Source organism: Pantoea sp. ABR1s, from assembly GCF_057812235.1.
Window position 1 is genome coordinate 179,517 of record NZ_JBSZSY010000001.1, and the last position, 13,333, is coordinate 192,849.

At 52.5% G+C, this 13,333-nt stretch carries 10 protein-coding genes; 2 read left to right on the forward strand and 8 right to left on the reverse strand.

Annotation, left to right across the window (positions count from 1 at the left end; translation table 11 throughout):
• Position 1: 1 nt before the first annotated feature.
• Positions 2–247 (reverse strand): hypothetical protein, encoded by a 246-nt coding sequence (locus tag ACXKZD_RS19815; protein WP_010256916.1) that lies wholly within the window; start codon positions 245–247, stop codon positions 2–4.
• Between the two features lie 382 nt (positions 248–629).
• Between ACXKZD_RS19815 and ACXKZD_RS19820 the strand changes: the two genes are divergently transcribed.
• Together ACXKZD_RS19820 and ACXKZD_RS19825 are read left to right on the forward strand one after the other, a co-directional pair.
• On the forward strand, positions 630–1,175 hold the full coding sequence (locus ACXKZD_RS19820; RefSeq protein ID WP_010256917.1) for a chorismate mutase: 546 nt from the start codon (positions 630–632) through the stop codon (positions 1,173–1,175).
• Between the two features lie 22 nt (positions 1,176–1,197).
• Positions 1,198–2,388: a cytochrome P450 gene (locus ACXKZD_RS19825; RefSeq protein WP_033759896.1), complete on the forward strand. Its 1,191-nt coding sequence runs from the start codon at positions 1,198–1,200 to the stop codon at positions 2,386–2,388.
• A 20-nt stretch (positions 2,389–2,408) separates the two neighbouring features.
• On the opposite strand, the gene ACXKZD_RS19830 is transcribed toward ACXKZD_RS19825, so the two are convergent.
• The 7 genes from ACXKZD_RS19830 to ACXKZD_RS19860 form a co-directional block, all read right to left on the reverse strand.
• The gene (locus tag ACXKZD_RS19830) at positions 2,409–3,413 is read right to left on the reverse strand and encodes a substrate-binding domain-containing protein (RefSeq protein WP_033759898.1); all 1,005 of its coding nucleotides are present in this window, start codon (positions 3,411–3,413) and stop codon (positions 2,409–2,411) included.
• Positions 3,414–3,442: 29 nt separating this feature from the next.
• Positions 3,443–4,852 carry a sucrose-6-phosphate hydrolase gene (locus tag ACXKZD_RS19835; RefSeq protein ID WP_033759900.1) on the reverse strand — a complete coding sequence of 470 codons (1,410 nt, stop codon included), beginning with the start codon at positions 4,850–4,852 and terminating at the stop codon, positions 3,443–3,445.
• Positions 4,852–6,222 carry a sucrose-specific PTS transporter subunit IIBC gene (locus ACXKZD_RS19840; protein WP_010256928.1) on the reverse strand — a complete coding sequence of 457 codons (1,371 nt, stop codon included), beginning with the start codon at positions 6,220–6,222 and terminating at the stop codon, positions 4,852–4,854. The genes ACXKZD_RS19835 and ACXKZD_RS19840 overlap by 1 nt, the downstream gene beginning before the upstream one ends.
• A 67-nt stretch (positions 6,223–6,289) precedes the next feature.
• Positions 6,290–7,825, reverse strand: a complete 1,536-nt coding sequence (locus ACXKZD_RS19845; RefSeq protein WP_033759902.1) for a carbohydrate porin — start codon at positions 7,823–7,825, stop codon at positions 6,290–6,292.
• A gap of 157 nt (positions 7,826–7,982) precedes the next feature.
• The gene (cscK, locus tag ACXKZD_RS19850; RefSeq protein WP_033759904.1) at positions 7,983–8,909 is read right to left on the reverse strand and encodes a fructokinase; all 927 of its coding nucleotides are present in this window, start codon (positions 8,907–8,909) and stop codon (positions 7,983–7,985) included.
• Positions 8,910–9,128: 219 nt separating this feature from the next.
• Positions 9,129–10,100, reverse strand: coding sequence for a ParB family protein (locus ACXKZD_RS19855; protein ID WP_010671957.1), 972 nt, complete (start codon positions 10,098–10,100; stop codon positions 9,129–9,131).
• Entirely contained in the window at positions 10,097–11,299 is a 1,203-nt protein-coding gene (locus ACXKZD_RS19860) for an AAA family ATPase (protein WP_010256940.1), read from the reverse strand. Before ACXKZD_RS19860 ends, ACXKZD_RS19855 begins: the two co-directional genes overlap by 4 nt.
• Positions 11,300–13,333 lie beyond the last annotated feature (2,034 nt).

Consider the following 13,333-nt stretch of genomic DNA (forward strand, 5'->3'; position numbering starts at 1 on the left):
ATCACCATAAAGCCAGCTCAATCAACTTATCCTGCACACTATAAACGCGCTGCTTAAGGCTCAGGCTCTCGTCTGCGCTGATCCATTTTGCAGCAAACGCACCATTAATTTTTTCCAGTGCGATTTTGGTGCTGCTTTTCAGACCTTCGTGCCAGTTCGCGTCTGAACGTTTTGCCGCCTGTTTTTCCAGGCTCTCAACTAACGCCGCGACACTTTTACCACCGGTAGTAGCTTCGGATACAGACATACCTACCTCGTTTTGCTGCTAAAAAACGGCCACACTCGCGGAACATATTATACCTGAACCCTGATCGGCATGGCGCTTTCCTGTGCGCACTACCCGGCATGCCTCGTAAACTCATTCTGGCATCACAGAGATGACGTAAATGGCGCAACGCCACCTGCATCAGGGGGGAATCCACTCAAACGTCATATCCAATCAACCCGCCAGCATTGCAAATTAATGTGAATTTTTAATGACCATAAAGATAAAAAATAACTTTAAAATTAATGACCTGTTCTCATTTCACTGACCCGCCTTGTGATTCACATTTTGAAAACAAAATAATCACACATAGTTATTTTTTCATGCATAAATTAGTGCCAGTTTTCATTTATGGAGCAGGCAAATGACTCACTTTGTGGCAATTTTTTTCTCTTCACTGTTTATGTGCAGTAACGTTTTTGCAGGTTCGGTTTCATCTGTTTCTCTTGGATCACTCTCTTCTGCGCTCAATGAACGGATGCAGGTGATGAAAGCGGTGGCGGGTTATAAAGCACTGCATCATTTACCTATTGAGGATCTGCCTCGGGAGCAGGTGGTGCTGGATCATATGCTGCAAAACGCACAACAGGCCGGGCTTGAACCCCACTCCGTGGAGCCGTTTGTGCACGCTTTGATGAACGCCAGCAAGGCGATCCAGTATCGCTATCGGGCTGACTGGCTCTCATCACCAGACAGCGCTGTTCCTGTCAGGGATCTGGCCGAGACCAGACAGCAGATACAACAGCTGGATACCCAGCTCCTGACGGCGATCAGCCAGCGGCTGATGACCGGCGCCTTCTCGCAGGAGGACAAAGAATTTCTGATGTCACACCTCACGGCACCTCACCTCAGTGAGAGTGATAAAAACAGCCTGTTCGCTTCCCTCTCCCGCATTCAGCGCCAGCACTAATCCTCTATCAGCGGAGTACGCTATGCAGCTTCATGAACTCATGGACCCCGACTACTCTGACAATCCCTTTCCCCTTTATCGAAAACTGCATCAGCAGGGACCGCTTATCCCTGCCGGAGATAAGATCATCATCAGCGGCAGTCACGCCGTGGTGGACGCCCTGCTGAACGACCGGCGGGTCGGTAAAAATTATATGGAAAGTGTCAGAGTAAGATTTGGTGATGATGCAGCCGGACTGCCGCTGTTTCAGGGTATCAGCAGAATGTTTCTGGTGCTGAACCCACCCGATCATAACCGGTTAAGAGGACTTGTTATGAAGGCGTTCAGCGCCCGGGAGATTAAATCTCTTCGGGAGATGGCGCTGACGATAGCCAATGAACTGGTTGATGAACTGGAAGGGCGTCGTGCCTGCGATCTGGCTCAGGCATTCGCTTTTCCGCTACCGGTGCGCATTATCTGCCGGATGCTTGATGTCTCAGAATCTGATGCACCAGAACTGGGTCGCCTTACCTCTGCGCTGGTCAGGGTTTTCGATCCTCAAATCAGTCAGGCGGATTTGCTGAAAGCCGCTGAAGCTTTTGCCGTACTGGAAAGTTACTTCAGTGCCGTGATCGTCTCCCGACGTGATAGCACCGCCAGCGATCTGGTGTCGCTTTTTCTGCGCAGCGGCAGTGACGGCGACCGGCTGGATCACGATGAGATCATCGCCAATGTGATACTGCTGTTTCTTGCCGGTCATGAAACTACGTCAAACATGCTGTGCAACACCATTCTGGCCCTGCATGCTCATCCGCAGGAACTTGCGAGCCTGAAGGAGAATCATGCGCTGATACCCGATGCCATAGAGGAATGTCTGCGCTACGACAGTTCGGTCCAGATGCTTTACCGCACGACTCTGGAAGAGATTGAGGTGGCAGGAGAGCTCATCCCGCCCGGAACCCGCTTCTTCCTTAGCCTTGGTGCAGCCAATCACGACCCGCTGGTATTTACCTCTCCGGAACGGCTGAATATCCGGCGGCATGAGGGGCGCTGTCTGGCATTCGGTGGCGGTATACATCACTGTATGGGCTACCGGCTGGCACTGGCAGAAATGGAGGTGGCGCTGGAAGTATTACTGACGCGATTGCCAGAGATGCGGCCCGTGGCCGCTGGTGTTCGCCGCAACCACAGAGCTAATCTGCGCGGCGTCAGCGCCCTGCCGGTCGAATGGTAAAGCACTGCAACGCCCGGCGGTTAACCGCGCAGCCGCAGCGTGGCGGGCAGGATAAGCTGACTGTCAGCGGGATCCTCACCAGCGATCATCGTGGTCAGCATAGAAAAGCAGGCCTGCGCCAGTGCCGGGACATTCTGCTCAACCGTGTCGATCGGAATGGAGAGTGAATCATAGAGATAGTGATCGTCGAAACTGGCAATGCGGATGTCGCTGGTCAGCAGGTTATGCTCGCTAATGTAGCGCAGTACTCCCTCCAGCAGACCGCAGGCGGCGGTGAACATCGCTTTAGGGGGGCGTCCCAGCCTGCGACAGAGCGCGGCAAACATCTCATAGCCACTGCCGGGATGGTAGTTACCCTGAATTATCCACTCCGGCCGCAGCGTCACACCCGCCCGCATCAGTCCCTCTTTGAATCCCGCCAGACGATCCTGGGTCGGGGAGAGGTCAGACTGTCCGCCAAGAAAGTAGATCTCCTCAGGACAGGTGCGCGCCAGCTTTTCGACCAGCTCAGCGGTGGGCGTCACAGAGTCGGTGATGACCCAGGGCAGCCTGGTATTGTTCATGTGGCGGTCAAACAGCAGCACCGGCAGCTGTTCGCTGAGGCTGACATAGTCGCTGTCGCTCAGCATACTGGAGGCGACAATCAACCCGTCGACCTGACGCGCCACCAGGTTATTGACCACGGCCATCTCCTGACCGGCATTTTCATCGGTGCAGGAGATCAGCAGTTGCAGACCGGCGGCGCGACAGAGATTTTCCAGCGCATGGGAAAAGGCCGCAAAGCCGTGGTTGGTGATCTCCGGCACCACCAGCCCCAGCGTATGACTGCGGGCGTCATGTAGCATACGGGCGTGTATGCTGGGCTGATAATGGTGTTCCCGGGCCAGTGTCAGAACCCGCTCACGCGTCTCCTTCGCCACCCGTAACTCTTCGCCACGGCCGTTGAGCACCAGGCTGGCAGTGGCTTTAGAAACCCCAGCCAGCCCGGCGATGTCACTGATGGTAACGCGTTTGGTTTTTCTCACGGCAAGGCATCGGTTAGTGAAACAAGGGCTTATTCTACCATGCAGCGACGTAACGACCAGTAGCGGGCCTGCAGTTCTGCGCGACCGCGCAGGGTTAGCATCGCCGGATGGTCCGGAAAATAACGGCTGCTCATCACCCCTTCCCCGTCGTTGATGAAGATCTCAACGCTGGAGTGGTCACACAGGATCTGCAACCGGCGTGCAGCCCCTGTCCAGTAACGATAGGTCCATTGACCCGATACCAGGCTGCGACGGGCAAGCCGCAGTTCATTCTGCTGCCACGTCAGGATCAGCGTATCGGCGAAATTGAGTTCTATATCGCCCAGGCTCTCCAGCTCAAGCTCCAGCCGCTGCGCGGCGATCGGCGGCGCGTCATCGGCGCGGCCCTGATAGTGCAGCTCCCTCTCCCGCAGCGCCTGCAGTTCTGCAATCGGCTGCTGACAGAGCCGGCCATTGCGGGAGCTCAGCTCGCGCAGACAGGTCATCTGATGGATCCAGTGATGCGCCACGGTTGGCTGGGCCATCTCTTCACCGTCTGGCGTTCCCATCCAGCCCACCAGCAGACGCCGGCCGTCAGCGGTCAGCGTGGTTTGTGGTGCATAGAATTCAAACCCGGCATCCATTTCGTTCAGCGGGCCATGCAGGTAGGCAGGCTGCTGATAATCCAGCGAGCCACTGAGCCAGGCGCAGGCGTGACTGTTCAGGTAGCGTTTCTCTTCAGGCACAACACCCTGCGGACAGCAGATCAGATACGTGCTGTCGCCGAGGGTGAACATATCCGGGCACTCCCACATGTAGCCAGCGGCGTCCAGCCCGCCCAGTTCGCTGCCTGCAATCTCGCCGAGATTCTGCCATTCGCGCAGATTATCAGAACGCAACAGCAGCACCCTGCCCTGCAGCTGGGTATTCTGCGCGGCCAGCACCATGTACCAGTGATCTTCATGACGCCACACTTTGGGATCGCGAACGTGGCCGGTGTAACCCTCCGGTACGGCGATAACCGGACCGAGTTTGTCGAAACCGCCCGCGCTGTTCTGCTGCGCCAGACACTGCCACGCGGTGCGCGAACCATCATCAAACTTCACATTACCGGTGTAGATCAGCGTCAGTACACCGTTATCCTCTACCGCACTGCCCGAGTAACAACCGCTGCGGTCATACTCCTCGTCCGGCATCAGGGCGATGGGCTGATGCTGCCAGTGCAGCAGATCGGCTGAGCGCCAGTGTCCCCAGCATTTTTGCTGATGCGCGCACTCCAGGGCGTTCCACTGATAGAAGAGATGATATTCACCGTCGAAATGGATAAAGCCGTTGGGATCGTTAAGCAGCCCGGTTACCGGTGCCAGATGCCAGCCAGGGTAGTGGCTGTCGCTGAGCGCCTTTGGCATACCCTGCATCACCGCCTGCAGAATGGCGGCAAGACGTGTTGATGAGGCCATTATTCAGAATCCGTTTTGTATTTAAGCAGGTAAGAGATCACAAACGCAGTGGTAAACGCGATTGCGATGCCGATGACATAGTTGAGCAGAGAGCCCGCCTGGACAATCGCCATGCCCGGCAGACCGGTCAGCCCGACCGCAGTCATATAAACATGGACCGACACCACCCAGGCACCACCGAGCGCGCCACCCACCAGACCCGCTATAAAGGGTTTCATAAAGCGCAGGTTAATACCAAAGATAGCCGCCTCGGTAATCCCCAGCAGCGCGGAAAACGCTGAAGGCAGCGAAATCGCTTTGATCTTCGCATCGCGGGTTTTAAACCATACGGCCAGACAGGCACCGCCCTGAGCCACGTTCGCCATCGCCCAGATAGGCAACAGGAAGTTCACGCCGATGGAAGGATTGCCCAGCAGTCCGGCTTCGATAGCGTGAAAGCTGTGATGGACGCCAGTAATCACAATCACCGAATAGAGTCCACCAAACACCAGTCCTGCCAGCCAGCCGGCGTGCGCAATCAGCGTACTGAGAATAAAGGAGATGCCATCACCCAGCATACGACCCGCCGGACCGATAATCAGCAGCGCAATAAAGCCGGAGATAATCACCGTCAGGAACGGGGTCAGGATCAGATCCAGCGCATCCGGGATAACCCGACGCAGCTGCTTTTCCAGCATGCTCATAAACCAGACCGCCAGCAGCACCGGGAACACCGTGCCCTGATAGCCAATCATCGCCACTTCAATGCCGAAGAAGTTCATGGTGTGGAAACCGGCGGCGACGCCCCAGGCGTTGGTCAGCGCCGGATGAGTGAGAATGCCGCCCAGTGTCGCACCAAGAAACGGGTTACCACCAAACTCGCGGGCAGCCGTAAAGCCAATCAGGATCGGCAGGATAATAAAGGCCGCCGAGCTGCACATATCCAGCATGATATAGAGCGCATTTTCCGGATTGACCCAGCCGTAAGTTTTGACCATCCCCAGCAGGCCCATCAGCAGACCTGATGCCACAATCGCCGGAATGATCGGCACAAAGATGTTCGACAACAGGCGGGCGATGCGCTGGAAAGGGTTGAGCTTACGTGCGGCTATATCAGCGGCCTCAGATTTGCTCGATTCACTGATGCCCGCCTCGGCGATAAAGGCAGCGTAGACCTTGTTCACCACGCCGGTGCCGAAGATAACCTGAAGCTGGCCCGCATTGCGGAAGCAGCCTTTAACGCCTTCAATCCGGCCAATCGCGGTCGTATCCGCTTTTTCATCATCCGCCAGCACCAGCCGCAGCCGGGTGGCACAGTGAGCAGCGCTGGCGATGTTCTCTTTACCACCCAGCAGGGGCAGCAATGCCCGCGATATTTTTACATAGTCCATACACACCTCAATCTTGTTATGTTTTTATCCATCCTGATCTCTGGCCCCGGCATCCGGGGCCGCCCGGTCAGAACCAGGTTTCCATCTGTACGCCGAAGTTCCATTCGCCACCGGCATCGAATCCTTTACTGCCGAAAGCGTCGTCACTGGCATAGTTATCCAGCCGGTGATCCCAGTTCATCCAGGTTGCAAAGAGACGAATTTCCGGACGTTTGAGGAAGTCACCGACATCACCGGCTTTCAGGGTTGGCGCAACGGTGAGTTTGGTAAAGCTGCCGCTGACCGCATTACGGTTGTTGTAGCCTTCGGGACGCAGATCCATGTACTGATAAGAGCCTTCATATTGCATCTCAAAGTTCTGGGTGATTTCCTGAATCAGCCGCAGGTTGACTGTCGCCCAGTCATAGCTGTCACCTTTGACGTAACGATCGTCACTACGCTGAGCCAGTAAAGCAGGTGCAATGTGCCAGCCACCGCCCAGCGGGGTAATACCGTAACTCGCCAGACGCCAGGTGTCCGCTTCCGGCAACAGTGCGCCATCAGAACCAATCGACTTCACCTCTGCGCCCAGTCCATGACCATAAAGCAGTGCAGTTTTCGACGTGCCTTCTCTCAGCCCATAAAAGCTGTCGTTATGCAGGCCAAGCAGCGCATGTACGCCGGTTTCTGCCGCATCGCTTTTGACTCTGAGGCCGTCGATGTCACGGCGATCGTCGTTATCCTTGGCCCGCATACCGCTGACCATCAGCTGCAGCGGCCCGACAAAGTTATTCAGCGACAGGATGTAGTTCTGCGCAGTGTTTTCATTGTTTTCAATGTCGCCAAAGGTACGACCATAAAGGGAAATGTTACTGCGCGCCTGATCGCTCCATTTCATGTCGTAAATACCGGCACCGGTACCGGCAAGGAACACCACATCGGAGTCGATCCAGTGAATATCAAAGTTATCGCGATCAAAACGCTTACCGGCCCAGACCGTGGCGTTATCGAATGCGCCGCTGAAGGTGGGAAGCTGCCCGAGCTCGACAAACGCCTGACGCAGGTTGAGATCGCTGCTGGCGGCTGTCCAGTCGTTGTAGGTGCGTTGACCATCGGCCAGCATCGCTTTGAAACGGGTGGTGGCGCCGTTGTCCAGCGTCTGTTTATGTTCGAGGTTGAGCTCAACGTAGGTATCCGGTTCATTACCAAGGCGACCAACGTGACCGCCGGTTTCCCCGGCAGGGGTAACGGTCGGGCCACCCTGAGTTTTGGCGGCCGAGCTGTTCATCAGCAATCCTGAACGGGCATAACCGTGGAACTCGAAGCCACCTTCATCGGCTGATTTTTGTTCCAGTTTCGCGGTGCGCTGCGCGACCTCAGCGGTGGAGTTTTGGGTCTGTTGTTGCACGGCAGCCAGTTGCTGTGCCTGTTTCTCAGCCATCTGTGCCTGTTTCTCCGCGACCTGTGCGCGGGTTTCCGCTGCATTCGCTCGCTGCTCGGCTGCCTGCAGTCGCTGCTCCATGGCCGCAAGGCGTGCTTCAATGCTGCTCATACTGGAGTCGGCCCAGACTGATGTGGAAAGTAATATCGTTGAGAGACTCACTGCTAACGTGCTTTTTTTCATTTTTTTATGTCCCTGAAGAGAGGCTATCATCACCGGATTTTTTGCTAAACCGGTTTAGGCGCAAATCATAGCCACGGGTAATTTCCCTGCGCAATGAAAATTGCTAAACCGGTTTAGTGATTGTGAGATAGCTCCCAAAACAGGGGCAATAAGATAATCAGCCTGGCAGGTCGTCCAGCTGGTGGAGCCGCGGAAGTGCTGTCATGGCCCCTTTAGCCGTGGTTGCCAGTGCACCGCAGCGTTGTGCACTGGTAAGGCAGATGGCCAGCTGCGATTCATCGGCAGGAAGACCCGACTTCGCCAGCCCCCAGAGTAATCCGGCCACGAAGGCATCACCTGCGCCAGTGGTGTCGATGCTGGCCACGGGCGAAGTAGCATAGTGGTATAGCTGGCCCTGATAGCAGGCGATCACACCTTCCCTGCCCCGCGTGACCAGCAATAGTTTTATGCTGAATCGCACTGCCAGCTGCGGCATGGTGATAGCCGGTTCCTGATCCGGACAGAGAAAATCGAGTTCCTCGTCGGACAGTTTAACCACGTCCGCATGGCTCAGCGCCTCGTTCACCACCGCATGCAGCAGTTCCGGATCGGGCCAGAGGTCATGACGCAGATTTAAATCGAAACTGACATGCCCGCCTGCTGCCCGGATCTGCTCCATGGCAGTCAGGGTCGCCGTGCGTGAAGGTTCAGCTGATAAGGCGATCGAACAGCAGTGCAGCCACTCCCCGTGCCGGAATACGGGCAGGTCTTGCACCTCAAGAAACAGGTCAGCACTCGGCCTCACCATAAAGGTAAAGGAACGTTCGCCATGGTCATCCAATCCGACCACCACGGTTGAAGTGCGGTGCTGCGTATCGGCAATCATGTAGCGGGTTTCAACCTTCTCTTCAATGAGCGTTTGCCGCATAAACTCACCAAAGGGATCATCCCCTACCCGCCCGATAAAAGCGCTGTTTCCCTGCAGACGGGCAACTCCAACGGCGACATTGGCGGGCGCCCCGCCGGGACACTGCATCAGGCGACCCGGCATTTCGGGAAGCAAATCAACCACGGCATCCCCGAGGCACCATACGCGTACAGACATAAAAAACTCCTCTGATTAAACCTGATAGCTAAACCGTTTTAGCTATAGCGATAAACCGTGCTGAGTTCAAGCATTACCCTGCGGAAATGATGCGTAATTAACAGAAGTCGTTATCAGCCGAAGCAATATAATGCGGATTGCGCTATCGGGAGGCTGGTGGAGGAAAGAATTAAAAAACCGGCACAGAGGCCGGTTCTGGTATCAAAAACGTAAAGAGGATTATTTTAATGTGGAGAGTATCTGTCTGATTGACGCGTCGATCTGTTCAGCAATCTCTTTTGGCAGACGGCTGAATTCATACTGCACAGTGCGCTTCTCATCATTAGTTTTACGACGCGCATAGGTATTAGCTGTGGTAAAAGTAGCCAGCTTTTCCGTCACCGTCTTGCTGACGGGTGCAGGTTTTTTTAACTGACGACGGGCGCTTTTAAAGCCGTTAAGAATCGCGCTCTTCTTCTCATCCGCATTGGCGCTTAGCAGGGAATCATCAGCTTTAAGCGTTTGCTTAATATCGCTGACCAGCGCGGTGACATCAACCGCTTCCGCTTTCGCCTCTTCCCAGACATCGAGCAGTAGCTGGTAATCCTGAAGTGTCAGCTCTGATACGACCGGAAAGAGTTCAATAAATTCAGCGGGTACGGCTGCGGCCTGGAACGCACGTGAGACCTTTGCGTTTGAGATGCCTTCTGCTTTAGCAATCTCTGTTTTGCTCATGCCATTTTCGTTCATCAGCATAAAGCGCAGGCCTAATTCACGCAGGTTATGCTCTTTTGCTGTCTGAATGTCCGCAGCCAGCTGACGCGCATCACTAAGGCTCAGTTCATCAGCGGTGACCAGTACTTCCAGACTGGCACCGGAAAGAATGCATGCGGCGCGGCGACGCGAACCATCCATGATTTCAATCCGGTCACCGTTGACACGACCAATAGCCGGAAAAAATTGCTGCAGCGTAATAGTACGGGTGATCTCCTGAAGCGATTCCGGCGTCAGCGTGCTCTGGTCACGTCCGTTGATTTTTGGGTCAACGCTGGTTCTGGTTTCAATATCATCATGCAGGATTAGCTGGCGCACAAAGGTGGCCTTCGCGCCCGACTTCAGCGTAAATGTGCGCGACTGGCTGCTGCTGTCGATCATGTTTGCGATAGCAGAATCACCAAACTTGCGCCCGATGCGCTGTATAGGTTTGCTCACAGGGTACTCCTGATATATTCAATGCGGTCAAACACAGCCCTTGAGAACTGCTCGGCTTCATATTTAGCTTTGCGCAGAGCGTCCGCACTGCCCGGATAAGAGGAGGGATTGGCACTGATCACCGTATCAAAGGATTCACCGCAGCGCTCAAATCCATCCAGCCGCGGCAGGCTGCAGTCCAGCATCGATTTGGTAAACACTTCCCGGGCATAGCTTTGCGAAGTCAGATGATCGTGTTTAGAGGTCATTTTGGACATAAAGCCGATATTGGCTTTAAGCCGTGGCTCAATGCCTTCGGACTCAATACGCTCCAGCATTTCCGGCAGACGCGTCAGATACTTCATGGTGGAGTGGAAATCGACCTGTGCCGGAGGTGTCGGCGTCAGCAATACATCACTGGCCGCAATTGCATTCAGCATGAATGAATCAAGGTGAGGTCCGGTATCAAGGAAGATAAAATCGTAGTCACCCGCCAGACGATCAATCACGTTGCGCCGTAATACTTCCGAAGGCGCAACGCCTGGCAGATGCTCAGCAACCAGCTCTTCCCAGTCGCTTGCAACAAAACCATCGTCGATAGAGGCTGGGATCACATCAACGCCGGGCATGACAGTAGGTTTAATGAATTGCTTACGAAGCTGGTCTGCATCCAGATCGTTCAGCATCGCCTGCGCTGCCGTCTCCAGAACTGAACCGACACTGTTGGTATGGCTCAGGAACATCGTGCTTGATGCCTGTGGATCCAGGTCGATAACCAGAATACGCAGGTCATTATGTAACATAGAAGGATGTGCACGCATACCGTGGGCCAGCGTGACTGTGCTCACTGTTTTTGAGACACCACCTTTAAGGCTGACAACGAATACGACAAAGGGGCCATCGTGCCGATCGCGATATTTCGGTACTTTACGATGCTGATAGATGTCGACCACATTCTGGATAGTCAGGGCATATTGTGAGGTGCTGCCGGTCTGTTTTTTCCCAAACTGATAACCTGCTGCTTCCATATCACCAATTGCGGCGACAACAGCATGCTTACTCAGCAATGGCATGTTGGCGACAGCATTCCGGGAGAAGGTCTGGTAAAAACCGGTCTGGTTAAATTCCTGACGCTGCTGCTCAATATGGTTACTCAGTCCATGTAACATGGAATTGGCACGTGTGGCCATTTCCAGCACTCCACCATAATCACGCTTCATAAGCCCCTCTGCGTTAATGTTTTTTGCATACTACACAAAAAGCACATATCTGCCAATTTTTTAGAAAAATGCCAAAAACCTGGATTTTTTCTCCGCGATGGTGAGATGCAAGCAGCATTACTTTTGTGAATCACTGGAAAGTGAATCGCTCTGCTTTTTTGTCTTACAGGCTGGTTGAGACAGATAACTTAAAATGGCGACATTAAACGAATATTTTAAGGACTAATGATTCGGAGCGGTGCATTCCGATTCTGATAAATCATCTGCCAGTCTGCAGGTTGCTCGTTAAATTGTTTTCGTGTTTTTTTAATGGTGTTTTCAGCATGAAAATTCAATAAAAGTTATTATAAATCATTTAATTAAGCGTGAAATAGCCTGGTGAAAAATTTCCAGGATTAATGCACTTTCACTCAACATTTACTGCTGACGTAGAGTTTTACTCAGAAGCTATTACAGTGCTTTTGAACCTGAAGGAGTAGGCATAACGGTAAAGTGCGCAAGTAATCGTTACCGTTATCATTGCTAACTTAAGATCACTGCTTCCAAATCTATACCTTTTATGCCTTGTCATTATGTATCGTTCATAATCTGTGTTGCTGCCTGTCAACATAATGTCAGGCGTTTTCCGCATAGGGTTTTTATTGCAAGGCTTAATCCAGAAAAGAGAGGGATTTAATTCCCTTCATCATTATGTGATGTCACGAATCAAAATCATCGAAGAGTTAAGACTGCCGATTTAAGAGCATGAGTAGGAGTAGGAGTAGAGAACAGGCTTAATGCGGCAAGGCTTAGAGCAATATTAATTGGGGCAAGTCACCATAATGTAGCTATGCCGGACAGTCAGAATTAACGCTCTACTGTGCTTGATTCAGCTCCCGATACAATCTTTTCATCTTCATATCATTCTTACATTCCTGAAATTACTTCATTCACGCTAAGCCTATTTATTAGTTTAAGTTATTATGCCGAACGCATTTTTCTTACTGTCGTTCTTCCTGTTGTTCCTTCACTGGTGCCTTATTAACTTCTTCCGGGAAAGTTATTTTAAGTGCCTTTTTAGTATGTCTGACAGATTCTGAGTACTGACAAAACAAAGATATTACGTTAAGTAAGAATCTTATGGTGTTTTCATCATGAAAATAAAAAATAATCCATTATTTATCAAATAGATAGGCGATTAACATCATGGTGAGTTTTCTGTATTTTCACTGACCGATTTTCTGAGGCCTGATTTAAACTTATAACCCTAAAGATTTAATGGTTATAGGTGTATGCAACATTCCAGTCTTACCTATGCTCAGCGTTAGATCGTTTTAGCAGTAAAAGACCTTCTCAGTCGTGCTTCTGATAAACCGGACATTCAGAACTGAAGGTGAAAATCACTTCTGACTGGGACTCTCAGCTAATTCTTTGTTTTGTGTGTTTTATCCCCGTTATCCACAGGCCAGATCCAATTGGTCGATCCTCAATAGATCAAATTGAGATCCTTAACAGATCCCTGCAGCGTCTGAAGCCTTGTGACACAAGGCCTGGAAGGGGGTCAGTAACCACTGTAGCGAGAAGAATAACCACTATAACGAGTATAACAACCACTATAGCGAGAAAAGCAACCGCGCTGGCGAGTACTCAACAACCACTATAGCGAGTAAGTGGTCTGAATCGGTGTGCATAACCCTGATTATGTGTAGATGACGGCTTTTTCCAGAGTGCTTGCGATGAAAGAGGGAGATCCAGTAAAGGGGGAGGGCGGTGGCTCGACTCTTTTTCAGTTAGTTTTCTCAGGTTATCCACTGAATAGATCCAATAACAGATCCATTTAAGATCCTTATTAAGTTCCTTAAAGATCCCAGCATCGCCTCAGGCCACGGTATGACTACGTTAAAGCCGGGTCGCTAACCACTATAACGAGTAAAACAACCACTATATCGAGAGAAATAACCACTATGGTAAGTAGATTAACCGCTGTAGTGAGTGATAGTATCCACTGTATCGAGTAACAGCGGCTCTCGCCTGTTCACATCACGGATCTTCCTA

Coding starts and splice junctions, on each gene's coding strand:
- ACXKZD_RS19815 (WP_010256916.1), bottom strand. CDS start 247: ATGTCTGTATCCGAAGCTACTACCGGTGGTAAAAGTGTCGCGGCGTTA.
- ACXKZD_RS19820 (WP_010256917.1), top strand. CDS start 630: ATGACTCACTTTGTGGCAATTTTTTTCTCTTCACTGTTTATGTGCAGT.
- ACXKZD_RS19825 (WP_033759896.1), top strand. CDS start 1,198: ATGCAGCTTCATGAACTCATGGACCCCGACTACTCTGACAATCCCTTT.
- ACXKZD_RS19835 (WP_033759900.1), bottom strand. CDS start 4,852: ATGGCCTCATCAACACGTCTTGCCGCCATTCTGCAGGCGGTGATGCAG.
- ACXKZD_RS19840 (WP_010256928.1), bottom strand. CDS start 6,222: ATGGACTATGTAAAAATATCGCGGGCATTGCTGCCCCTGCTGGGTGGT.
- ACXKZD_RS19845 (WP_033759902.1), bottom strand. CDS start 7,825: ATGAAAAAAAGCACGTTAGCAGTGAGTCTCTCAACGATATTACTTTCC.
- cscK (WP_033759904.1), bottom strand. CDS start 8,909: ATGTCTGTACGCGTATGGTGCCTCGGGGATGCCGTGGTTGATTTGCTT.
- ACXKZD_RS19860 (WP_010256940.1), bottom strand. CDS start 11,299: ATGAAGCGTGATTATGGTGGAGTGCTGGAAATGGCCACACGTGCCAAT.